This window comes from Arthrobacter sp. 01N444, from assembly GCF_056399305.1.
The window spans coordinates 60,643-83,887 of sequence record NZ_JBFTRB010000021.1 but is presented as its reverse complement, the minus strand read 5'-3'; the positions used below and the strand labels follow the sequence as shown (position 1 = coordinate 83,887).

The following is a 23,245-nucleotide window of genomic DNA, read 5'->3' as shown; positions in this document are numbered from 1 at the left end:
CAGAGCCGGTTGCTCCGCGAGTTCCTCTGCCGACACTTTGCGGTTGACCGACATGAATGACTTTCGGGTTGAAGGCACGGCCGATGACTTAGGTTCTACGTCGTCCAGCCCGAGCATGGCCGCCCTGAGTACGTGCGCCCGGTCCGCGAGGCGTTGCAGTGCCGTCAAAGGGTTGCCTACACTCCATTGTGGCATCGACCAACCGGGCCTCAGCATGCGGCTTTTTCCAGCATGAGGCAACCGTGGCCTCGAGTTCGCCCAGCAACCGTGCGAAGACGCCGTCAGGCGCGTCGTGCGTGAGCACGGAAGTATCCGGGTGAGCGTTGTTGTTAGTGGTCCCCAAGCACGCCACTGGCAAGTGGGCCTTACAAGCGAAGACGAGACCCGGAAGTCTCGTCTTCGACGCGAACATAGGAATCGAACCCTTCTACCCTCTAGCGAATCAGTTAAACAGGCAACCCCGGTGTTACCCAAGGATGTAGACCGTCGCTCTGACGAACCACTCGGCAGTCTAACCAATAGCTACTCACGCCCAACCTTCTTCGCATTTTTTCCAGTTGACCTCAAGCGAAATTCACGTTGAAGCCGAGTGTTTTGCTAGAGACCGCGACGGGGTCGTAACCGTTGTCTGAGGGAACGTCAACTTTGGTCGCCGACGACTCCATCAAATTTTCCGTGATGATCCATAGGGGCTGGGCAGGCAAGGGTTCGAGTGGGGCAAAGGTGACACCGATGGTGAACGCCGCCGCCACACTAGAAGCCGCGGCCATGTGGTTGTGACGTATGATCACGCGTTTGCCTATCGTCCCGAACACGCGCATGCCCTCGATCCGCAAGCTGGCGTTGGGGGAATTCCGGTAAAGAATGGCGAAGTTGCCATCTATCACGAGACTGTTGCAGTTGCCAACGAACACCCCGAACCGTTCCCGTGTCGCACTGGTTGGCAAGCTCACGCTGAGGTTATTGTCCTTTATCATCACTACCCCCGCCATTCCCCTCGTTCTTCCTCTGCCGAAGCCGACGTGGATTCCCTGGACCGCGTCGATAACTGTGTTTCCGCTCACGAGCACCTCGCTGGCCGACAGACCGCCGACCACGATGCCCTGGTCAGCCGCAGGCGTGTCCTCTCGAAGAAGTGTGGGAATCACTTTGCGAAAGAGCGGCGTTCCCCCAGTCCCGGTCCCGCCGCTCAGTAGCATGGCACTGGCGAACGCCTTTAGCCATCGCTTCAGGGCCCGTGGGCTGGTGATGCCCGCAGGCGTGAGCGTCGTGATCGCCCGGCTCCAGTCGGTGTCGTTCCGGTCACCATGGGAGAGACCGGGATCCGAGCGGAAGTGCACCTCTTGGCCGTTGTAGGTGACAGTGGCGTTCGTGCCGGGCGGGGGCGGAACCATTGTGCCGCCGAAACTGACATGGTCGATAAGTTGGCGCCGCAGGGCCGCCCGGTAGTCCACGTCCTTCAACAGCAGGTCGTCGGGTGGTCTCGCACCAGCCTGGATCACGTTGTCGGTGACGTGGCTGCGGCCGACGTTGACGAGCAGGACGCCAACCTGCCGGTGCCCGACCTCCAGATTGCAGGTGTGCACGTTCGCGCTGGTGGTGTCCTCGGTCTGTGTGTTGCGGATGGTGATGCACGAGGCCGCACGCTGGGGCCCGCCAGCGCACGTCACGCTCGCGCCGTCGACCGTCACCGAGGGGCAGTCGAGGAAAGTCAGCGATCCGTTGAGGGAGCCGCCCCCGCCGGGGGCGCCCGCACTGACGGATAGGTGGCGGACGCTGACGCTGAGGCAGTCCACGAACTCCAGTGCAGCCTCGGAGTTCGGTGCTTCGATGCGCGTCCCTGGCCCCACGCCTAGCACCTGAATGTGCCCAAGTCCCTGGATGCGCAGCGGGGCCTGCAGCGTGTAGGTGCCTGGGCGCAGGCAGATGAGCGCGTCGAGCCGGCCACCTGCCGGATTCGGCCCCAGCCTGCCGAGCGCGGCCGCCAGGTCTTCACCGGGTCCCACCAGCAAGTTGCAGAGCGAGCCGTTGCGCGAGCACAGGATGTCGATCGCTTCCTGCACGGTGGTCGCGGTCCCGAACCGGCAGGTGGCGTCCGAGATGCTCACGTCTTCGGCGGTGATCGCCGTCAGCGGCGGGAACAGCGGCCTGCAGTCGCCGTTCGGGACTGCTGTGAATGAGGCCCCGCCAAATCGAACGAGCGCGAGGCGGGCCAGATGATGGGGGGTGCCATCCGGCCAGCGCAGTGTGGGGTTTCCGCTGTCCTTTGGCCACTCCACGCTACCCGTATCGGCGCCGATGGCTGTGCGGGCCGGGATCAACCAGTAGTCCCCTGCTGAGTAGGCTCCGTCTGCGAAACGGACCTCGACACCGTCCTCCAGGGACTGCCAGTTACCGGTCATCGGGACGCCCTGGTCGGTGGGTTCGACCTCGGGCGCACGGCCGCCGCGCTGGTCCCACCGCCGCACCAGAGGGTGTCGGGCAGGGTCGAGATCGGGCAACGGGCCAGGCACGAACGTGACGGTGCGCGTTGCGGGATCCACCCCTTGCACGCGGACCAGCGTGCCGCGCTGGTCCGTCAGCTCGTAACGATCGTCGGTCAGCTCCAGCCATTGGGGCAGGGGTTCAGAGGCAAGCGTGAGGAGCGTGTCCTTTCCGATCTCCGCCACGATGATCTGGCTCCCGCTTGCCACGTTGCCGTTATCGTCCGGCTCGATGGCGCTGACCACAGTCCCGTTGTCGCGTGACCATTTGAAGCGGGCCACTTCGCGCGTCCCGCCCCGGTGGACCTCGACGCGGTAGAGCTGGTTCTCCAGGCGCCGGTAGCCCGCATTGGGAGGCAGGATGCACAAGGGGTCGTTACTGGGTACGACGGTCCGCGATTGCGCGGCCATCTTCCCTGCATTGGGAATGCCGACGAGCCTGGACCGCAGGAGCTGGTCCCATTCGGCGAAGGTGGTGTTACACGTGACCGAGCCGCCAGGGTCGGCCACCGGCAGCAGTTTCACCTGCCACACCGCCTTGGAGCGGGCGGCCGTGTCCGGGCCGCCAAGCGCCGTCTCGCGGACCTCACTGTCCTCCAACGCGCTGATGTGACGGTCCCAGGCTTCAATGTACGCGATGTAGAGGCCCGCGGGGACAGGCAAGAGGTTCCCCGTCACGAGCCGGACGTCCTCCTGAGCCGAATATGGTACGTCCTCGTCGTTCTCGCAGAGCAACCCGTCCACGTAGAAGTGGCCTGCGCCGATCTGCAGACCGTTCCCCCGAGGGGTGATCCCGAATCCGGGGCGGCTCTTGGGCGCGCCGGCCGGCCCGACGAGATCGGCGGCTTGAGATTCCGCCCGGTGCCGGTTGATGGCTTGTTGCTCGTTCCAGTCAGCATCGAGCTGCACCCGGCCCTGCTGCATGAGCACGCCATTGTAGTGCTTGTCCTGCTTGAAGGTCTGGCGGGAAAAATCACCTTTCATGCTTTCCTCCTGGTGGCCGAGTGTTTAGCAATGCGCTACGAACATGTCCTCATCTACGAGGCGAATAGCACCCCGGCTTCCAGCCCGACCCTCAGATACTCGTCGAGCCGTGTCCAGAGCCCGGCCTCGCGCTGTGGCGCGTACTGGTCGTGGAAGACTCCCATCTCGCCCTGGTCCTCTGCGCCCGTACGTATCCGGCAGGGGCAGCTCGCATGCAGCTGGCAATAGGCCGGACTGTTATAGCTGAGCGACACAAAACGGGGCACCATCTCCATCGCCTCCACGGTCGTTCGTGGCAGGCAGGCATAGCGGGGCGGAACCTGTGCGTCCAACGGAATGTAGCTGTACCGCACGTAGCCGGCCTGGCGCCGCGAAGCCCTGACAGGCGCGTTCCAGGTGTCGGCCGCACCGCGCCGAGCATGGAAGATGCTGTTGGACGCCGTGAGGAGTACCGTGTTCACCTTGCCGATCACTGTGCACGAGGTGACGGTGAGCTCACCGCCGGGCCCCGTGCCATCCGTCCCCGCGTTACCCGGCGCGGCGTAGCCCACCTCCTCCTGTCCCAGGCCGTCAATGATGCTGTTGGACATGCTCAACCTCGACTCGTCCGTCACCCGCAACCCGCCGACGATGCTGTGGTCGATCTCAACGGAGACGTTTGGCGCCTCTACCTCCAGGCTGGTGACGACGCCGACCGGCTGCCCGGTGCGTAACAGCGCGCGTCCGGGAACGAGCGTGCAGTCCACCAGCCTGAGCTTCTGCAGGCGGTTCGGCTGCCCGTTTACGAGGGCTGGCACGGTGATCCGGCCGCCCGCGATCAGGAGGCCGTTGAGGGTTACCTCACCGCTGTCGCCGCCGCCGATCACCAGGTCTCCTCCTAACTGGATCAGCGGCAGGCTCCCATTGGCCGCGCGGATCTCGAGCTGACTGTCCCTCGAGACGGTAAGCTCGGTGAGGCCGGTGTCGCGGCAGCTGCCAGTGATCTCCACCGTGCCAGCGCCCCCCAGGTCGGCCAACGCCTGGACCAAGTCGGGTTGGTCCGCCGGGTCTATCGGGATCCGCCGAAGCTTTCCCGGTGCAGCGCGGAGCCGTTCCTCCCGGACGTACTCTCCGCCTCCAATGTCCGAGAGCGCTCCGTAGTAATAGCTCACGCGCACCTCTTCAGCCGGAACGTTGGTCGGGAGGTAGATGCGGCCGAGTACCGGGTCGATCGCCACCCGCGTTTGATTCGGGTGGGCCCACTGGCTGTTGTTCGGGTCGGGGCCCGTGTCCGACAGGTCGCACGCATCGACTTCGTCGATGGTCAGCACGCGATTCCCGCGCTGGACGGTGAGGCTCTTGCCGGGGCCGTAGAGCTGTGCGAGGTTGCTTCGCAGCATGCGCCGCGTGATTGGTATCGGGACGTTGAGCGGGCCCGCCAGGCTCATTACGTCCGCCTCGCGGTCTGCCGCGCAGTAGAGCTGCGTGTTGGCACCGAGCGGGTTGAAGAGATAGCGACGGGCATCCACTCGGAAAGGCTGCGCATCGGTGAGGTGGTGGCTGCCAACACGCCAGACAAAGATGCCCAAGTTCGGGATGTTCCAATAGCCGCGGCTGCTGTTCGGCCCGTGCTGGCTGCTGATGCGCCGAACGTCTGCGGTGTGCGAAGCGGGATCGAATGGCGTGCCCGCAAGCTCGAGCCGGTCCGCCCGGCGCAGGTTGACAGTCCCCGGCTGGTCGAACGTTCGCTCAAGGCCGCCGTTGAACCCATGGCCGGGTGTCTCCAGCCGCAAATGGTTGAGGTACTGCGTCACCGCCAGCCGTTGGAAGAACTCCACGACCGTAACGTCCCAGCCCGTGATGTCCGATGCCAGCTCTTCAAGGACGGCCGCGGTGCCCTTGCGCCGCCGGAAGCGGATCGTATTCGCCACGTCAGCCCGGCTGCTTCCCAGCTGATCCTGCAGCCGCGGATCGAATGGCCGGTATCCGATCAGGTCGGCGATATACGGGACCACCCATTCGGCGCACGTCTCGATGAACTGGTCGTCATAAAGCTGCTCGATGTTCTCCTCGAGCCCCGCAACCTGTTCCGCGATGATCGTGAGCAGCGCCTTGAGCGGGCCGCGCACCCGCTTTTCCTCGAGGCGCGCGAGCTCGCGCTGCTCGGTCTCATTCAGCGGCACGGCGCCCTTGCCGCCGCCGAGGCGGTTGCGCAGCTTCTGCAGCTGGGCTTGTTCGGTAGGTGTGAGCAGGCCTTCCAGCGTGTCGGCGATGGCCGCGTCGCGCGTGCGGTAGACCGCTGGCAGAAGGCTGTAGATAGTTTCGAGGTCGAAGGTCGTGCTCATTTGACTACCCTTTCCGGCGTGCGCATGGGTGCCCCTTTTCAGATAGCCATCGTGCCGAGCTCGAGGGGCCGCGGATCGAGGAGCAACAGCTCCGCTGCCAGCGTTGCCGTGCTGCCGCCAGTGCCGCCCAAAGAACCCGGCACCTGGCTGGCCAGCGTGTCGAAGAGGCGAGTCGTCTTCAGTTCTTCCTCCTCCGCATCGACCCGGTGCAGCTCGTCCAGATCCACGGCGAGCACGCCCTTGACACCTTGGATCGCTGCGATGACTTCACTCTTGGCGACCGGCTGCCCGAATTCCCGGGCGTCAAACGAGAACCGGGTCCGCAGCGCCGCCTCAACTTCTTCCTTGACCGCGTCCTGGATATACGCCCGGTCGACGCCCAGCTTCCCTGAGAGGCGGAAGAAGGCGGCCCGGTAGGTTTTCAGCCGTATGGGCACGGTCGGATCGCCCGCTTCGCGGGCCGCCTTCAGCAGGTTGGCGTATGTGATGCTGCCCGGCTCGATCGGCTTGCCGCCCAAGCCCGCCACTGTCACGAAGACCCCGCGCTCCCTCCCATTCCACGCCCACGTGGCGAGGGCCTTGGCGATACCGGAGAAGGCACGGCTGAAGTCCTCGTAGTCGCGCAAGGAGACGATGCGGTCGAGGGTGCGTATGGGGAGCGCGGCGTTGCGGCGAATGTCCTCGCTGCTCTCGGGATCCGCCGAATCGCCCGCGGCCACGGGGTTCGTCACCTCGCGCAACCCCAGCGGTCTGGTGATCAGAAGGGAGAGCTGGCCCTCAGCGACAAGGCCCTCGGCGCCGCTGCCTTTGCGGTAGGTGGCGCCCACGTTTTCGCCGCCCCCTTCTGCGGCCGTAGGCACCCGCGCACCGGTCCGGCCATCGCCGAAGATCACGGACGTCTTCCCCTCGTCGTCCGTGCGCGTAATGTAGATGTGCTCGTCGGGGCCGTGCGCGTAGAAAAAGGGTACCTCCTGCCACATCAGCTGGTTGATGCGCACCTGCAGGGTCGATGCCGCGCCCTGCGCGGTGTCCGCCGGTACGAAGGTCAGAGGATGCTCGGGTAGCACGAACTTCTGGAAGGCCCGGCTCCCGTCTCCGCTGCCCAACGCCTGGACCTTGGTCTCGCCGTGCGTGGCGCGCGCGACGTTGGCGTTCACCGTGCACGTTTTGCGCTCGTATTCGTTCGCCAGGTCGTTGACGAAGATGAGCTCGGTGCGCCCCTGGTTGAAGCCAACGTCGGCGAGGATCATCACCTCACTGTCCGTCACCCCGTCCAGGTCTGTCCGCAGCCCCGTAACCACCACCGGCCGTCCGGCTTCGAGCCCCAGGTAGGCGCGATCCAGCACGATGCGGTTGCCCTTGACCGTATCGGTGACGGGCAGCTCGGCCAGCTCCAGCTTCTCGCTTTGCGCCAGCACGGTCGTGTTGCGCAGCGTGTACTTGTTGAAGTTGGTGCTCGTGTCGAGCTTGACGCGCGAGACCTTGCTGCTGAGCGTATGGTCCGCTCGGCTGATCTCGGTGTTGTCCAGGACCGTGTAGACGTCGCGGTTGTTTGAGGTCTCCAGTACCAGCCAGCTCCCTTTCACGATCCCGGGATGCGGCTGGTCCAGGTCGATCGCATTGCTCCCGCCGGCGGATGCGCCGGGCTCCTGGCCGAGTGTGCGGGTCTCCCAGTCGTCCGGGTAGGGAAGCGGATCGATCTCCTTCCGCGTCCCGTCCTGGGTCGTCACGAAGTTGGCTGCTAGGTTTTTGTATTGGGGCGCGTTGTGGCCGAAGATCGAAGCCCGCTGGCGCAGGGCAAAGATGCCCTCCTCCGGCGGGAAGAACTTAAGCACCATCTCCGCCTGCCTCACGATGTTCAGGCTTAGCTTCGGCAGGGACCACTTTTGGACCGCCGCATACGCCTTGAGATCCGCCTGCTTCCAAGAACCCGCCAGGATGTTGGTCTTCACGGCCGTCGTCGTCAGCTTCACTGGCGCGGTATTCCACAGGACAGGCGCCAGGTAGATGAACCGGAGTGGCGGAGGGTCCGGCGGGTCCTCGGCCAGGTCCACCGTCGTGATCTGGCTCACCGGATTCGGCGTCACTGCCAGCACCCGCTTCACCTCCCGGTTCGCCGGCCCTGCCCCTACTAGGATGAGCACGCTGTCGCCGTTGTTCAGGTTTGTCGCAGTTCCGCGCAACGTCACCCGCTTCGTCTCCTTCGTCAGTCCGGGGTGTTTTTGGACCAGCAGCGGGCGCATTGCGTTCCACTCGGTGCGCCCCGCGACCGCTTCCACGGTCTCGAAAATCTGCGGTCTCGCGCCGGGCCCGGGAATGCTCTGTACGCGGGTGCCATTCGGGACGGGGATGTCACCCGGCGTGCCGGTCTCTTCGAGAGTGAAGGCGAGGTACACGCTGGCCGCGACCCCCGGCCGGGGGATATAGCCGATGAGATTCGCCAGCTCGGCCAGCGAGCAGCGCTCCGTGGCCGTCCTGAGGAACGCCTCGTTCGCGATCCGCTCCTGGTAGAAGGTGATCACGTCCGCAGCCGCGGCCCAGGCGTCGAGGAGCACGATGGTGAAGTCGCTGTCCGAGCGCATGGTCAGGCCGTGGAGGCTGGGCAGGTCAGCCGAAGAGAGCCGGGCCAGCATAGTGGCCTTAAAACGGCTGTGCGTGCCGATCCGGTAGCGGATGCTCGACAGGCCCGGCCGGTTGTAGATCACTTCGGGGGCCTGCAACCCAAGGCCCCCACAGCAGTCACAGTCCGCCAGCTGGCGGATGGAGGGATCCAGCGACAGGGCATTGGCACCTGCGACCGTGCTTCCGTTGTTCATCGGGCCCCCTCAAGGCTTAACTCGAACACGCCCCGTTCGGGGAAGTTCGGGTCGTTATCCAGCCGCGCGATCTCCAGGCGGCCTAGGGGCAGCCGGCCCGCATCGCGCGCCTCGTCGCCCGGCCAATCGGCCCGCTGGAACTTCGTGATGTCCACCGACGCCACGCCGTCGACCTCCTGCGCCGCGGCGTACAGCGGGCTCAAGTAGATGGTCTGGCCGAAGGTCAGGTTATCGGGGTGGAATACCCCGCGACGGCCGTCGGGCAACAGCCGGTTCGAGAACACGTCCAGCAGCGCGCGGCGCACCTGACTCGTGAAGTATCCCGGCTTCACGCGCACGCGCATAGCGATCTCCATCGCCACCGACTTCGGCGGCTCGATCTCCACGTCGTGCCCCGCCATCCGGTACGGCTCCATGTACACCCGCAACGCGTCCTCAAACTCCGCACTCATGGGTCCCCCGCCGCGACGGTCTACGGTCACCGAGGTCGTGCGCCAGCTCCCGGTCCAGCGGAAGGTTGCCGCCGCGCGCTGCACGTCGCTCGTCTCGAGGACGGAGGCCGCCTCTGCTACCGCGGCATAGTCGGCCGGGGTCACTGCCCGGCGGAGGGTGGCACCGAGGGGCCGGCCGACCTGGCCCGGGACCGTCTGCGGCTTGAAGGCAAAGGGCGCGTACTGGCGTACCTCCTGTATCGTCTCCATGTCCACGCCCCCGGTTGCGGGGAGGGGATTGGAGGTGTCAAGGACACCGTTCTTTCTTGTGACAATGTGAACCAGCGTCTGCGCCCCCACGTTGCCGGCACGGCCGTTGCCCACACGGTAGGTGGCTGTGAACTTCCCCGCTCTAGGTGCCTCGCCGTGCTTGCCGTCGCCAAACCGCAAGCGCCCGCCGCCGAAGTCGGCGCCCTCTGCGTCCACCTCGACCACGAAGTGCTTCTTCACGCCGCTGCTCAGCAGGTCCAGCCGGGGCGCCCAGGGCTCAGTCGTCTGATCCTCCAGCTTAATCGCGGGCAGTGCATCGCGCGGCTGGAAACGCATGACTGCGGCCGCGGAGGGTGTCTTGTTTTGCGCGTCGTAGGGCACGGCCTGCGTGACAGGCCCGCGCTTGAGCGATGGCCGGAACCGGACCGGTGCGACCACAACGCGGTCTTCGCGGCACGCCGCTTGCATTGACGCCGACCCGGCCGTTCCTGTCACGTCCAGTTGCTGAATCGAGCTCTGGGGGACGGCACCCAGGTCTTCCTTGACCTCCGCTCCGTGGTCCGCCAATACGATGTTGCCCAGCGCGACGCTGACCCCATCCACGAATCTCGCGCCGAATTCCTTGGCGGTCTCAGCGGAGATGCAGATCGGGAAGGGCAGCGCGTCCTCGTCGGCCCAGCGGATCTCGGTCACGGGAACGGGGCCGTTAGTCGGCGGGTCGTTGAACCTGCCGCCCAGCGGATCGCTACCCGCGCTCACATCCACGAGTCGGAGGGCATGGCGGCGGCTGAGGTCCGCATCATCCGGGTCGCCGGTCCGCGGGCTGCGTACCTCCTGGAACGCCAGGACCATTCCCCGGTGGAGGTTGGGCAGGTCGCCCCGCAAGGTCGCGCGCACCGCGCCCTTTGGCAGACAGCACTCGCGCGCGCCCCACGTGTAGAAGGCCATCTCATTGTGCTCAGGCGCCAAGAGGGCCGGCTCGAGGAGCTGGAACGCGGCCGCCGCCCCGTTGGCTGCGGCCGCGTGGTCGCGCGAGTCCGGGATGATGCGCCGGGGCAGGCCGGGCACCGCACTGTAGAAGGTCGCCTCCCTCAGCTCGAACGGCGGCGTGCCGTCTTCGAGGCGCACCTGGACCCAGGCGCGCGCGTTGCAACCGTCGTGCATGAAATAGTCGACCAGACGGGCGTGCCGCCGCGCCGAAGTGCGCAGCCGGCAGGTGCCCAGGTACGCCTCCGTGGCGACAGCATCCTGGCGGTACGATAACTGGTCGCCTACGTAGGCGAGGAGCTCGACCAGCACGACGCCGAGGTCCGCCGGGTTACGCTGCCCGCCGGGCGGGGTCCAATCAGGCAGCCGCACAGACATACGGTCGAGCATGAGCTGGCGCAGGCTGTTGAAATCGCGGGCCAGATAATCGAGACTCGGCTCGTTCCGCTGCCCGGGCGGGCACGCGCCCCCGCCGGGACCGCGCTGGTGCAGCGGGTCGAACTTCGTCTCGCAGTTCACCTTGAACGAGAAATCCACCGCCCGGAGCATGGGGTCCAGGCCAGGCAGCGGGCTGGCGCTCGTCGGCACAAGGCGCAGCGTGTAAGTGGAGAAATCTCCGGCCGTGTCGACCACGACGACGAGCACGGGCACGGCCGTGCCGGCCAGCGGCTCGACCCGCACCTCGGCCGTGGCCACCCGCACGTCGCGGATCCGCTCACCGCCCTGCAGCCGCAGGCTCTCCCGGACGATCCCCAGGCCGGATGGGTCCTGGATGAAATGGACGAACAGGGTGCGCTGGCGGTCCGCAGGCGCCTGGGTCGGCGCGTCGAGCACCTCCAGGAAATCGATGCCGTTGAGGTTAGTTGCCCCGTCCTCGATCAGCCGCGCAATCTCGTTCCGCCTGCGCGGCTCGCAGCAGAAGTAGACCATTCCGCCGGAACTGATGTCGTTACTCATGAAGCTTCATCCCGCCCTCAGATCTGACGACTGAACTTTTCGGCGCGGCGCTGCTGGCTCCGTCGCAGCATGTACTGCACCTTGACCTCGATGGTCGAATCAGTGCTCGTCACCTGCACAGCCTCCACCACGATCAACTCGCCGAGAAACTGCTGGAGATTTCCCTGCACGAGGAACTCGACCGCGGTGGCCAGCTCTTCGCTGTTCGGTTGGAAGACTAACTGAGCCAGGCCCGAGCCCAAGGTGGGACGCATGACGCGCTCGCCCGGCATGGTGAAGAGCAACTGCTCGATCAACTCGCGGACGTACGCATCGCCGGACGTCGTCGCGGTCCGTCCCTGCCGGTCCATCTGGTATGGAAAGTCTGCTTGCATGGCTGTCACTTATATCCCCCGCACCCGGATCTGCGTCGTCGCAATGAGGGGTGTGCCCTGCGGGATCTGTTCGGCGCTCAGGCAACTGCCCGAACTGCTCTGGAGCAGAACCGCCTGCCCCATCACCTTGACGCGCGTGGCCGGCGCCTGCCACATCACCCGGACGCAGGGCTGGGGTTTCATCCCCGCGCCCACCGGCACCTGGAACGGGCACCCGGCCACCGTTGTCTGGTCGGTTACCAGAGCCAGGGGCATGCCGCCGACCTTGACGCGTTGATTCGACGGCGCGATGGTTGCCTGTCCCGCGGCATGCGTGCACTTGATTGTCGCACCTACATGGACCAAAAAGCCCGGCATTACATCACCTCCAGTGCCCCACCGTTGATCTTGACCTTCGGACCTTGCATGCTGATGGTGCCGCCCGCGCCGTCGGTAATCTCCAGCGCCGTGGCGCTCATAGTGATCTTCATCCCGTTCTTGGTCTCGATCGTGATTCCGCCTGCGCCCGGCAGATCGTTCAACGTCAGCGTGCAAGTCTCCGTCTTGAGCGTGATGATTTGCGGCACCGGGGGTACGGCCGGTGCCTCACCGATACCCCAGAAGCAGCCGCTCCAGATGGGGCGTTCCGGGTCGCCCCCCTCGTACTCCACCCACACATTGGCGCCCTTCGGGGGAATGGCCCAGAAGCCGACGCCGTTGCCCGCGTAGGGCGAACAGGGCATAGCCCAGTTCAACGTGCCCGCGCCGGTCACGGCAGGCACTGATACGGTGACACGACCCTGCATCTGCGGGTCAATGTTGTTCTCCACTTTGCCGCGGTACTTGCCGAAGTACTGGGTCATGGGACCACCACCGGTGTCAACGCCCCTGTGCCTTCTCGAGTCAGGCTGAAGCGCTGTTTGTACTGCCCCTTGCTGATCGAATGGCTCACGCTCTTGACGTAGTACAGGCCATCGTAAGTGAAACCGGCGCCGCGCAACCCGACCACGCCGCGCGGCTTGAGGACCCCTCCGTAGCGCAGGGCATCCAGTTCTCCCTGGGCTGTCACCACGCTGTCCACCGACTTGTCCGTGATGCCTTGTGCCCGCGCATACGCCTGCACCACGTTCAGCCCTGAGTTGGGCTCAAGCAGGCTGGTCCGCACGTTCGGCAGCTGGAAGGGCAGCGCGGGCTTGGCCGAGAGCGGCGGCACGCGGGTGCTGGCAAAGGTCCTCACGGGAACCTGTTGGTTCGTCAGCTGGTCCTGCACCATGTCATTCACGACGGTCGGAGCAAGACCGTTATACGTGAAGTTGATCGATTCCACGTTCGTCTCCGGCCCCACACTGACTGACAGTGCGCGCTGGGGCACGGCCGAGCGTGCGGGCGGCCCCCAATACGCGAAGTTCATGCCGGGCAGCGGCCCCGGTTCGACAAAAAAAACCCAACCAAAGCGTTGCCCGATGTCCTTGAGCACTTCCAGGTCTGTGCCCTGGTGTACCGGCGTGCGCTGGGTTGGGACAGGTTGGTCGATGCAGGGAGGCGGTATGACCATCGGCAACAGGCCGTATTGCGCGTACGAACCGATAATCATGAGCGCGATCAGCGGCTCGCTCATGGCCGGATACTGGGCCCGTTTCTTCTCCAAGTCCATCATGACGCTGACGTCCTCGCCGGTCAGAGTCAGGGTCGCACCGCCCGGCTGGTTTCCCGGCGAGAACTGCTGGTTCGTGATGATGCCGTCCGTCAGCACCTGCGGGACCGGACCGAAGAGCACGGTCAAGATGACGCGATTGAACGGTTGTAACAGCGGGTTGAGCAGCAGGCGGTAATCCAGCAGATCTGTCGGTCCCGCGCGTCCCACCTGCAGGACGATCTGGAAGCCGGACCGGCCCTCATCGTTGTGCGTGACCGACACGCTCTGGACCGCCTCCGCAATGTCGGGCGTAGCCGGGATCGGGACGGTCGGCCCGATCAATAAGGAGAGGTTTACCCCCAATAGCATCGCTTATCCTAAGGGTCAGGGCTTGATTCCACCGGACTCGGAGCCCCCGAGGGCGGAGTCGGTCGGGAAGGCTCATCCTGCGGCGGTGACCATGTCCGCGGTGGCACCGTCTCCAGCCATGTGAGGTAACCTGCCTTGACCCTGTCGTGCCCTGGGATGTCCGGAAAGCTGCCTGGTAGTGGGCCACCTAGCCGAAGCTTCGACGTCAGCCAGTTCAATATGGTTTCTGCAGGCTCATTTGATTCGAAGTACGCATAGGCACCCATATTGAGAAGTCCCTCGGTGATAGTAGCTTCTTCTATCAGGTGGCCCTCTAGGGCGTGTGCACCCCTATTCTTGAAAGTCTTGACCGCTGCAGTGGTAAGAGTGGCAAGCGCCTTGGGTCTATCATCATCAAGATCGAATACATTTCTCCAGCCCCCACCCACCAAGGCAACGGGGCGTTTTTCGAGCAGACAGGCAGTTATTTCTGACATTGTTCCCTCGCCCCCTTTCAACGCTATTGCGGCGTCAGCCAGCCATGCTTCCAGGTAATTGCGCTGATGATTGAGCGTGCTTTTGATGGCGTATCCCCTTCCTTCGGCACCGCCTTCGGCCAGGGACCCCCGGGTTCGATCAACGCCCACCCAGCATCCGGAGTCAAGAGTCAGGGCCCCTCGAATAGCGCGGTTTTTAACTGGCTCTTCGGCGGGTCCGGTTCCGCCGGTCAGGAGTATCGCATCATACGCTGAGACGGCACGCCCCAGACTTTCAGCTCGTTGGAGTGTTTGCTTTGAATTACCGCCGCTACTGCCGAACAGGGCGATAACCGGCCGCGTTCGAGGACCATCCATTTTTCTGACCTAACTCAACAGTTTGCAAAATCGTGGAGCGGTGCCTCGTAAGTGGCTTGTTGCTACCATGGTCGAGTGGTTCTGGGTCATGGGCCCCGAAAGGGGGACTCGCCCTGCAACTCGGGTTAGCATCGCCCCCGGCCTTTCGACTCTGACCCTAAGTCGCTTCTACAAGTTCTCAGATGCGCTCCGGGTGTCGGGCCGATGGTGTCCAACCCATCTCTTTCAAAACTATGTTGCTCTGCCCACCATGCCCCCATCAACTCGTAGTTTTACTGCTCTGATCGCCATCTAAGTCGCGATGCCGTTACTACAGCGTTACTGTGCTTGTGTAATAAGTCTTTGAACCTTCACCCGGCGGGGCCGGGTGGATGAGAGTGCGACGGCTCATGAAGGACTTTAGGAAGATGGCGGACGAATACGCTGGAAGGCGGAGGACGCTGTCATGTGGATGACATCCCCGACGACATGGTTCGCGGATGATGCCGCCCTGTCGACAACTTTGGGGAATGTGTCCGGATCATGGCCACGTTCGAAGACGACGTCGGAGGGACGTGGTGAACGAAGTGCGTCGCGCGGGGTCACCCATGGTCTGGAACCCGAAGTCGAAGAAGCATTTGTACTTCTACTCCGAATCCCTGAAAATGAACTTTCCAGTCTCCCGACTTGACTGGTCCGGCTGGTACCGGGCATTGAGGGCCGGCTCCCCGCACGTGGATAACGAGGACCTGCTTGCCGCGTTGCTCACGAATGCGGCAATGGAGACTCGCTTCCCTAAAGACCACTGGTTCGACACGCCCTGGTATGAAAGAGAGAACTACAGCGCCGGATCCGTCATGACGGCCGGCTGGGTCCCTCCGGTCCGCCGACCGACAGGACACGTCCCGGACAAGCAGCCCGTCGCAGAGGAACTCCAATCCCAGTCCAGGCCCACAGCGGTGAAGGGCCTTAAAGACCCGGACGAGTCGGGCAGATGGTATGCGGACGTCTCAAAGACGAACCCACGACTCCATGACCTGCATCTGCTCGGCGAATTGATCCACGCGATCTCCTATGCGGCACATAAAGCCGGCATGCCCGAACCCAAACAAGACCGCGACCTCGTCCAAGCCATCATTAGCGCCGGATGGACGCCGCCGGCCGCGGAACCCCAGAACCGGGAGTGGACCAATCACTCCCGTGAAGGTGGGGCGCCCACCCAACCGACGTCGTGGCGGCTGCCCACCGTAAGTCATTGACGACAGTCTTGACCGCAGCCATCGGACAGCAGGAAAACGGCGTAAGTCCTGGCGCCTCTGGGCGACAACGCGTGATGCACCTGGAGTATTGGACCGACGATCGCGGCCCCGACACTTTGGTGATCCCGATCCTGGCATTCTTGGCTTCCGCGATGAGCGGGTGCGAGGAAGGCGCCTTGTCATGGGCCCGGCCTAGCCCTCGGCGGTTCACAGCATTCCCCCTCGTCTGAGGGGGTTTTTGCTTTAACGTGTGTACATTCACCCTGGTTGGGTCCCTCTGACGTTGTTTCCTCGGCTTGGCCTGGCTGTGGCTGCCGCGGTGGCCTGTGAAGTTGTGGGGGTGGCGGGGTCAGCGCCTTGGCTGGTGTGCCCTCCGCCAGCTGCGATGTGGGGTCATCCGGGTCCTTTCTGGCCTGTTCTGGTGGCCGTGGTTGGCTCTGTACCTCTTCATGCCGCGGTGTCCTGTTGACGACATGACCTGCGCGAAGTTTCTGGAAGATCTTTTCTCCGCATTCCCTGTTTACTGTGGGTCTGGGGGAGAGATCGGGGCCCCTTGTCCGGCCAAAGATAGCGTGGACTTTGTCCACATCCGTGTAGACGTGATGCTGTGGAACTCCGGGGACCTTCCTTGCTTATTTCTGCTGACACCAGTTCGTGCAGCCACGTGTTCTGTGTGACATTACTTTCGGGCTGGCTCGTTGGTTTTTGCGGTCACCGGCGGCCGCCTCCTCGAGTGTCCGGGCGGGAGGTCTGGCAGGACTGTCCGGACTGTGCTCCAAGCGTCCAGGACATGGCGGTGTGCGGGCCGGGCTTTCAGTCACCCGCACAACGAACGGCACTCGCACCCGCCCAGCCAAGGAACCGGACAGCGAAGCCAGATACGCCCCAATTCAGCAGTCTCCTATTTCAGCTCGCGGCCGTGCCCGCTGCACACCTATTTGAAGCATGCGGTTAGTAACGCCGCCGTAACGGTGGGCGTGGTTGACTCTGCAAAGGAGTGAACTGGGATGTTCTCCGAAAGGATGCGCCGTGCGATCAAAACTGCTCTCCGTTCACGGGACAGGCGCCAGCGACGTGACCAAGATTATGGACCAGATAACCGAATGTGCTCAGGCGATTCTCGGATGGTCCCCAGACCAGGTTGTCTCGCTCGAATGGGGCCGGGAAGTGGAGCCAGAGGACCTCGACATCCGCACCGCATTGCCACGCGAGTACCCGACCCGTGGCATGGGTGACGAGTTGCGTGAGGCCGAGCAGGAGGCCGCTATGTGGGACCTGCTGCTCGTCGATCCGTTCGCCGAGTTGCGAATGCTTGTCGTGGCCATGGGCCAAGACGCTGAAACGGTTCGGATTAACTGGGACCTCGCTTCCGTCGAGGTCCAGGACCGCCTGGATGGGCTAGTCTTTCCATCAGAGAGCCTCGACCGCGCCGAAATGACGGCAGAGCCGACAAGGACCTCAACCACCATGATGCGCGACAGCCAAGAACTGACAGTTGCGGCGGACCGCACGGATCATCCTGACGACGCCGAGCTCGTCTTCACCACGGCACGGGCGATCTTCGCTCTGTCCCCAGCACGACGACTGCCGACCCTCGCCGGGTCGCGAGAGCAGCCAGGTCCCGCCAATGACGGTTCCGTTCGCGAAGAACTAGTGGGTGACGTGACCGAATTGGTGAGTCCGGGCACCCGGGGTCAGCGATATCTTGGGGAAGCTTCGCACCCCGAGCGCCATCAAAATCGCGGTGGCGAAGCCTACCGACTTCATGGGACCGCTCAGCGCGCGGACTGGGTGTGGCCGGCGGCGGGCATGATGCGCTCCATTGTGAATGAACTCCGTGCTCAGTGCGGCGTCCTGCACGCGGGGCGTCAGACATTACGATTCGTTGGTTGGCGGATGTTGGCGGGGACGTGATCATGGACGTGGATATCTCGAGACGTGCCGTGATCCAGCGTGGTGTCCAGGCAAGAGGAGACCTGCAGCAACTGACAATTCTGATGGCAGACCAAGTTGTGACGGAAGCTGCTCCAAACGCTGTGTTGCGGACGGCTGGTCGCGCCATCCGCGCCAGAGATGACGCGTTGGTTGGCATGCTGGACAACGCAGTCGCCGTCTCCACCGCCGAGTTGTGGATGCGGATGAGAGAACACCAGGCTGACGTCGACGCCTTGGCTTTGGAATGTCTCACACTCGCTGCGGGAGCAATTCTGCGGGATCGGGGCGCCGATGGGGGTCTGTGCGCGGTGGCGGACCATCTCCTCGCGGAAGTCACCGATGGCCTGCCCGTGGACTGGCGGGCTCTCACTGTTCCAGGATCCGAGGATAGGACGTCCTACCGCACGGGAGTGATCGGCCTGAGATGCTCCGCGCGCGGGTTCTGGTCGCTACCGGTGGCGCTCCACGAGATGGGTCACGTGATTGCGCAGACGCTCGACACCAGCGGCGCCGGGAAGCCGAGTCACAATCCCGTGCGGGCAGTGCTGGTAGAAGGCGGCAGCCCCCGCCAGCGTGAGGAACTTTTCGCCGATTTCTTCGCGACTTGCGCGATCGGGCCGGCGTACGGCGGGGCGCTTGTCTTGAGCAGGTTCGACCCGAAGGAAGCGAGAACCGAGATCGTGTTCGAGGACGGCAGATCATCGACTGCCACGCATCCGTCAGTGGACAAGCGGATCCATCTGGTCCTCGAGACACTTCGCCGGATGGATGAGCGAGCCGGAAAGTTCCAGCATCCCTACCGCGCCGAAACCGAGGCGCTGCGTTCGGCCTGGTTCTCGCAGGCCTCGAGCGTGGGAGTCATGGTGGAGGTCGACAAGACGTCGGTCATACGGCTCGACGCCTTGGTGAGCCGCTTTTGGAAGATCGGCACGGGGCCTCTGAAGCCTGCCCTTTACGGCAAACCGATCGGTGACGCCCTTGAGCGCTACTTGCTCGAGGAAGCTCACGTGCCGCCAGCCTCGACGACCGTTCGCGACGTCGTCGGCACGGCATGGCGGCTCCGTCTGGAAGGCAACGAGCCCGCGATCCTCGAGAAGCAGGCGCTTGCCCTCATCAAGCGCGTAGTCAAGGAGGGGTAATGGACCCGTCGGTCGATGTCGGTGACGAAGGAGATGTGGTTCTTCGAATGAGATTGGAGACCATCCGGACCAACCTCGAACAAGTGGATAAAGCCAAAGACTTCGTAGCAGGGCGGCGCTCGGACATCCACCGCCTGACCATGCTCTTCGAGCGCGACGACGATTTCAGGGCGAGTATCAGGGATGTAATCAGGACACGTCTCGACACCGCGCTCAGCAACGCCAAAACCATCAATCCACAAGGAGAGATGCAAGGGGGCAACCTCAAGCAGGTGGTGGAAAGTGTCAAGGAAGCGCTTGCCATGATCCATCGGATCGAGAAGCAGGCGGCGAGCACCGCGAAGATTGCTCGCGCCATGCGAACGCGATGGTCGTCCTTTGCCGCTGAGTCATTCGACCGCCATGTCGACCAGAGCTTCCACGACGAGGCGGTTGCCCTCATAAAGACGATCGACGGCATCGACCATACAGTACCGGGCAAAGCGTGGGAGACCTATCGCGATTTGATTCGTGACCAGAGCGACGCGCTTTTCTCGGAGTATGTGGAGTTCCTTGGCGGCCTCGCCCTCAGGGACACAGGCCTTGGCGGGTTGCCTCCTTCTCCTCTACACGAGGGGGAGGACGAGGCGGAGGACGAGGCGGAGGACGAGGCGGAGGACGAGGCGGAATACAACCGCGACGTCTGCGTCATGGCCGATGAACTCATTCGCCAGATCTACTACATCGGCAGCAACGATCTGTGGCACTCGATGGCCGTTCCGGGTCGTGCAGGCGCCACGGTAAGGTCCGTCTCGCGCATGATCCGCCTGGGGTTTCCCGACTGGACCGTCTGGGCGGTGCCGTTGGCGGCGTATCAGTTCGGATTGGTCGTGGTGGACGAGAACGATCTCGTCGCCAAGTACCCTGGACTGCCCGGGGTGTCGGCTGGCGAGTTGCGAGTTGTGCTGGCAGACGCGTTCGCTACCTTCACTGCGGGGCCGGCGTATGCACTTGCCAGCATGTTCACCAAGCTGGAGCCCGTGCCGGCGTCGATCGCCAATCTGCCAGACAGCCTCTCCGACAGTGAGCGGGTGCGCATGATCCTTTCGACGCTGGCGTTCATGGATGAAGGCGCCATCCTCGAGGAATTCATCGGTTCCCTCCGTAACCAGTGGGAGGCATCGATTCAGCACAACGGCGTCGGAAGCGAACCGCGGCCTGCTAAGGGCGAGCGCGTGACGGCGTGGTCCGATTACATGAACCAGTTCCTCGGGTCCAAGGGAGGTAAAATCCGCTTCGATGCGCGCAGGTGGCATGCAGCGATGGAATGGCCGTCCCTGACGGATCGGGAGACGTTGGACTTGGCGCTGTCAAAGGTTTCCCCGGAGCAGCAGACGGTTCGCGACGTGCTGAATGCCGCGTGGTACCAGCGCTTCACGTCGCAAGGCAGCTCCCGCGACCTTGCCATCGCCGCGCTCGGCTTCTGGAGGCGCAGCTCGGGGCGAGGGTTGACGCCGAGGGGTCCCACGAACCGGGAGGAAAAACGAGATGAACGTACCCGATGACAGCACCCCCAGAAAGGGCGCCAAGTTGCGCTCCACCACGATGCGGCCCCGCATCTGGTCGTCGGCGGTCGAAGCGACGCGGCTGCGGTTGGACCTTGAGCGCGCGCGGACCGATGCCGAGGCAGGACGCAGTAAGGCTGCCGAGTCGGCCGTGGACACGATCCTCGTCGATATCGATCGGCTGCGGAGGTCGAGACCACTCGGGCGCGAGGAGACGGATGACCTCAGCGTCATCGAGGCCTCCGCTCTGAGCCTGCGCGCGCAACTCCTCGACTCGTCCGGCCGATCCACGGCTGACCAGGCCGGTCTGCTGGAGCGAGCTCTCGGCGTGTTCAAATTGGTCACCGGCTCGCGGGACGTCGCCACGTACGCATGGGCGGACTACGGCGCTGTGCTGGACATCCTCGGGAGGACGGCGGATGCGGAGCGAGCGTTGAAGCGGGCGGTGGAGCAGGGCGACGCGTCCCACGAGGCGCATCATCGTCTGGCTCGCATCATGCTGAACAGCGACCGGCCCGAGGAGGCGGAGTCGATCCTGCGTGAGATCGTCAGTGCCGACGGGAATGGCGACGATCCCACCACCATGCGCCTACTCGGAGACAGCTTGTGGGCCCGCGGAGATCCGCGTGCTTACGAGGCCTACCTGGCCGCGGCTCGCACACTCCTGGCGGTCGGTCGACTAGACGAAGCGGTGGAGGTTGCGACCTCGGCTAAGGAAGCGGGGCCCGCGAGGGTCGACGCGCAGCTGGTCCTGGTGGACGCTTTGCGCCTGCTGGGCGACAACGTGAGCGCGCTCAAAGTCATCGACGACGTGCTACTGCTGACGCCCGCCAATCCGAGGGCCCTCGGGGCCAAGGCGGACATCCTGCGCATCAGCGGCGAGTACGAGCGCGCGGTCGAGGCGCTGGACGCCATATTGGCGCACTTCCCAGACGATGTCTTTGCCATGGGCATGAAGGCGGACGTCTTGCGCGCCCGAGGTGACTTCGACGAGGCCTTGCCGCTGCTGGACAGAGCGGTTGAGCGGGGGCCCGTCGATGCGTGGAACCTCGGCACACGCGGCCAGGTGCTTCGGGCACTCGGGCGGACGGCAGATGCGCGGGCCGACCTTCTCCGCGCCCTCGAGCTCTCCGACGAGATGCCGTGGGTGATGGCGGAGCTGGCCGCTTTGGAGTTCGAGGCTGGCGACCATGTCGCAGCCCGGGAACAGGCGACGGCCGCGCTGAATCGCGAGCCGACACATCCGATCGCTCTCGCGGTCACGGGATACGTGTACCAGCAGAGTGGGGATTTCCCGGCGGCGGAGTCCACCTTCGAGGAGCTCGTTCGGTTGGCGCCCGAATGGCCGGATGCCTGGAGAGGCCTGGCCGCTGTCCAGGACGAGATGGATCGGCCCGCAGCGGCACTGCAATCTGTGCAGCGCGCCCTGGAGCTGGATCCCGCCGACGAGGAAACGGTGAAACTCGGCGTTGACCTGCTGTTGCGGAACGGCAAGAACGACGCTGCACTCGAACTGGTCGACGCGTTCCGCAAACGAGAAGACCCGCCGGCGTGGGTGATGGTGGCACGGGCCGCTGCCCTTCGGCAGGCAGGGGAGTTGGATGCAGCGCTGGCCGAGTTGCGCGGGGACTTGGAAGCCCATCCCGGCATTCCAGACCTACACTGGGAGCTCGCACGAACGCTGGGCGCGCAAGGGTCGGGGGAGGACGCGCTGGAAGCGTATAGCGCCGCGCTTCACCTCGACAGCGGCGCCATTGCACTCCGTAGGGAGCTGGCCGATCTTGAGTTCCGTCTCGGTCGTTACGATGAGGCCGCTCGTACGTTGGATTTCGCTGACATAGAACCCGTCGGGGCAGGGACCGTCGACGATCTCATCCGGCGCGGCGAGTCACTGCGACTGGCAGGCAATCCGACGGAGGCGCGGGACTGTCTTCTGCGCGCGCTCGAACTGGACACACGCGAGGTCCGAGCGATGACCGGCCTGCTGTACGTCTACCTTGATCTGGGCAAGCCAGCGCGAGCGAGAATTTATGCAGATCGTGTGCTTACGTCGGGGGAGCGCGAACCTGCTCTGCTGGCCGACGTCGCGCTAGTCGACGCCGCCGAGAAGAAATACGACGCAGCACTGGACCGGACGGCCATGGCCATGGACCTGGCCCTCGACCTCGGGTTGGAGGACGGGTGGGTGCGGTTCGTCCGCGGCCAGACCCTCAACAAAGTCGGGCAGTGGGCCGACGCAGCGGAGGTCCTCCGACCGCTCCAGGACTCGAATCCGTCCGCCGACACGCTGTTCGAATTCGGCTGGGCACTAGAGAACGCCGTCCTCGTCGACATCGCCGAACGGATTCCGGGTGAGCCGCCCCGTCTCGACGAAAGTGCCCGGACGCGCCTCAGGGAGGCCCAGAAAGCTTACGACGGGGCGTGGCGCCAGGAGCCGAAGAACTCGTGGCATCGGCGGGGTTTGGCGGATACCCTCCGGCTCCTAGGCGAGGACCTATTAGCTCGCGAACACTTCGAAGCCATTATCAGGCAGTTGAGCTCCGAGTCGGTCTACGGTGCGGATGACCTTGGTCTTCTGGCGTGGTGTCACTACTCGCTGGGGAATCCTTCCGCCGCCGTCCCGCTCTACATCAACGCGGTCTCCACAGACACCGCCGATACCGAGTATCTGCACTTCGACCTCGGATTGGCCCTGCTGGCTTCGAACCAGCCCGATCTGGCGGAGTCAACCTACTGGCGGGGCCTTGGCGCGCTGCACGGTTCCGAACGCCACCTGAGCCTCGCTGCGGTCCTTGTGGCCAGGAACGACCTCGCGGCTGCACAACTCCTCGAACAGATCGACTACGAGGTGAGCCGTACGGCGTTCAGGCATCTCAGCGACCGGATCCGCAAGCTTTCGAGCCCGGGTGTTCCACCAGGGGACGCCACACGACGATGAGTAGGAGT

At 64.3% G+C, this 23,245-nt stretch carries 14 protein-coding genes; 5 read left to right on the top strand and 9 right to left on the bottom strand.

Going from position 1 to position 23,245, the window contains the following annotated elements; translation table 11 throughout:
* Positions 1 to 563: 563 nt before the first annotated feature.
* Genes AC1DKN_RS19010 through AC1DKN_RS18970 form a run of 9 tightly spaced genes read right to left on the bottom strand, consistent with a single transcriptional unit; the run spans position 564 to position 14,443 of the window.
* Positions 564 to 3,467 carry a DUF6519 domain-containing protein gene (locus tag AC1DKN_RS19010; RefSeq protein WP_476872192.1) on the bottom strand — a complete coding sequence of 968 codons (2,904 nt, stop codon included), beginning with the start codon at positions 3,465 to 3,467 and terminating at the stop codon, positions 564 to 566.
* Positions 3,468 to 3,520: 53 nt separating this feature from the next.
* Positions 3,521 to 5,791 (bottom strand): hypothetical protein, encoded by a 2,271-nt coding sequence (locus AC1DKN_RS19005; RefSeq protein ID WP_476872191.1) that lies wholly within the window; start codon positions 5,789 to 5,791, stop codon positions 3,521 to 3,523.
* A 38-nt stretch (positions 5,792 to 5,829) separates the two neighbouring features.
* Complete coding sequence (locus tag AC1DKN_RS19000) at positions 5,830 to 8,607, bottom strand: putative baseplate assembly protein (RefSeq protein ID WP_476872190.1); 2,778 nt, start codon at positions 8,605 to 8,607, stop codon at positions 5,830 to 5,832.
* A complete protein-coding gene (locus AC1DKN_RS18995) occupies positions 8,604 to 11,252 on the bottom strand; it encodes a baseplate J/gp47 family protein (protein WP_476872189.1) in 2,649 nt (882 codons plus the stop codon). The genes AC1DKN_RS19000 and AC1DKN_RS18995 overlap by 4 nt, the downstream gene beginning before the upstream one ends.
* A 17-nt stretch (positions 11,253 to 11,269) precedes the next feature.
* Complete coding sequence (locus tag AC1DKN_RS18990; RefSeq protein WP_476872188.1) at positions 11,270 to 11,626, bottom strand: GPW/gp25 family protein; 357 nt, start codon at positions 11,624 to 11,626, stop codon at positions 11,270 to 11,272.
* 9 nt (positions 11,627 to 11,635) lie between these two features.
* On the bottom strand, positions 11,636 to 11,983 hold the full coding sequence (locus tag AC1DKN_RS18985; RefSeq protein ID WP_476872187.1) for a hypothetical protein: 348 nt from the start codon (positions 11,981 to 11,983) through the stop codon (positions 11,636 to 11,638).
* Entirely contained in the window at positions 11,983 to 12,468 is a 486-nt protein-coding gene (locus tag AC1DKN_RS18980) for a phage baseplate assembly protein V (protein WP_476872186.1), read from the bottom strand. The genes AC1DKN_RS18985 and AC1DKN_RS18980 overlap by 1 nt, the downstream gene beginning before the upstream one ends.
* Complete coding sequence (locus AC1DKN_RS18975; RefSeq protein WP_476872185.1) at positions 12,465 to 13,610, bottom strand: hypothetical protein; 1,146 nt, start codon at positions 13,608 to 13,610, stop codon at positions 12,465 to 12,467. Before AC1DKN_RS18975 ends, AC1DKN_RS18980 begins: the two co-directional genes overlap by 4 nt.
* Before the next feature lie 8 nt (positions 13,611 to 13,618).
* Positions 13,619 to 14,443, bottom strand: coding sequence for an SLOG cluster 4 domain-containing protein (locus AC1DKN_RS18970; protein WP_476872184.1), 825 nt, complete (start codon positions 14,441 to 14,443; stop codon positions 13,619 to 13,621).
* Positions 14,444 to 14,997: 554 nt separating this feature from the next.
* Between AC1DKN_RS18970 and AC1DKN_RS18965 the strand changes: the two genes are divergently transcribed.
* The 5 genes from AC1DKN_RS18965 (at position 14,998) to AC1DKN_RS18945 (ending at position 23,237) form a co-directional block, all read left to right on the top strand.
* Positions 14,998 to 15,681 (top strand): hypothetical protein, encoded by a 684-nt coding sequence (locus AC1DKN_RS18965; RefSeq protein WP_476872183.1) that lies wholly within the window; start codon positions 14,998 to 15,000, stop codon positions 15,679 to 15,681.
* Positions 15,682 to 16,710: 1,029 nt separating this feature from the next.
* A complete protein-coding gene (locus AC1DKN_RS18960; RefSeq protein ID WP_476872182.1) occupies positions 16,711 to 17,595 on the top strand; it encodes a hypothetical protein in 885 nt (294 codons plus the stop codon).
* A gap of 2 nt (positions 17,596 to 17,597) precedes the next feature.
* Entirely contained in the window at positions 17,598 to 18,755 is a 1,158-nt protein-coding gene (locus AC1DKN_RS18955) for a hypothetical protein (RefSeq protein WP_476872181.1), read from the top strand.
* Positions 18,755 to 20,299: a hypothetical protein gene (locus AC1DKN_RS18950; protein WP_476872180.1), complete on the top strand. Its 1,545-nt coding sequence runs from the start codon at positions 18,755 to 18,757 to the stop codon at positions 20,297 to 20,299. Before AC1DKN_RS18955 ends, AC1DKN_RS18950 begins: the two co-directional genes overlap by 1 nt.
* The gene (locus AC1DKN_RS18945) at positions 20,283 to 23,237 is read left to right on the top strand and encodes a tetratricopeptide repeat protein (protein WP_476872179.1); all 2,955 of its coding nucleotides are present in this window, start codon (positions 20,283 to 20,285) and stop codon (positions 23,235 to 23,237) included. Before AC1DKN_RS18950 ends, AC1DKN_RS18945 begins: the two co-directional genes overlap by 17 nt.
* The last annotated feature ends 8 nt before the right edge of the window (positions 23,238 to 23,245 follow it).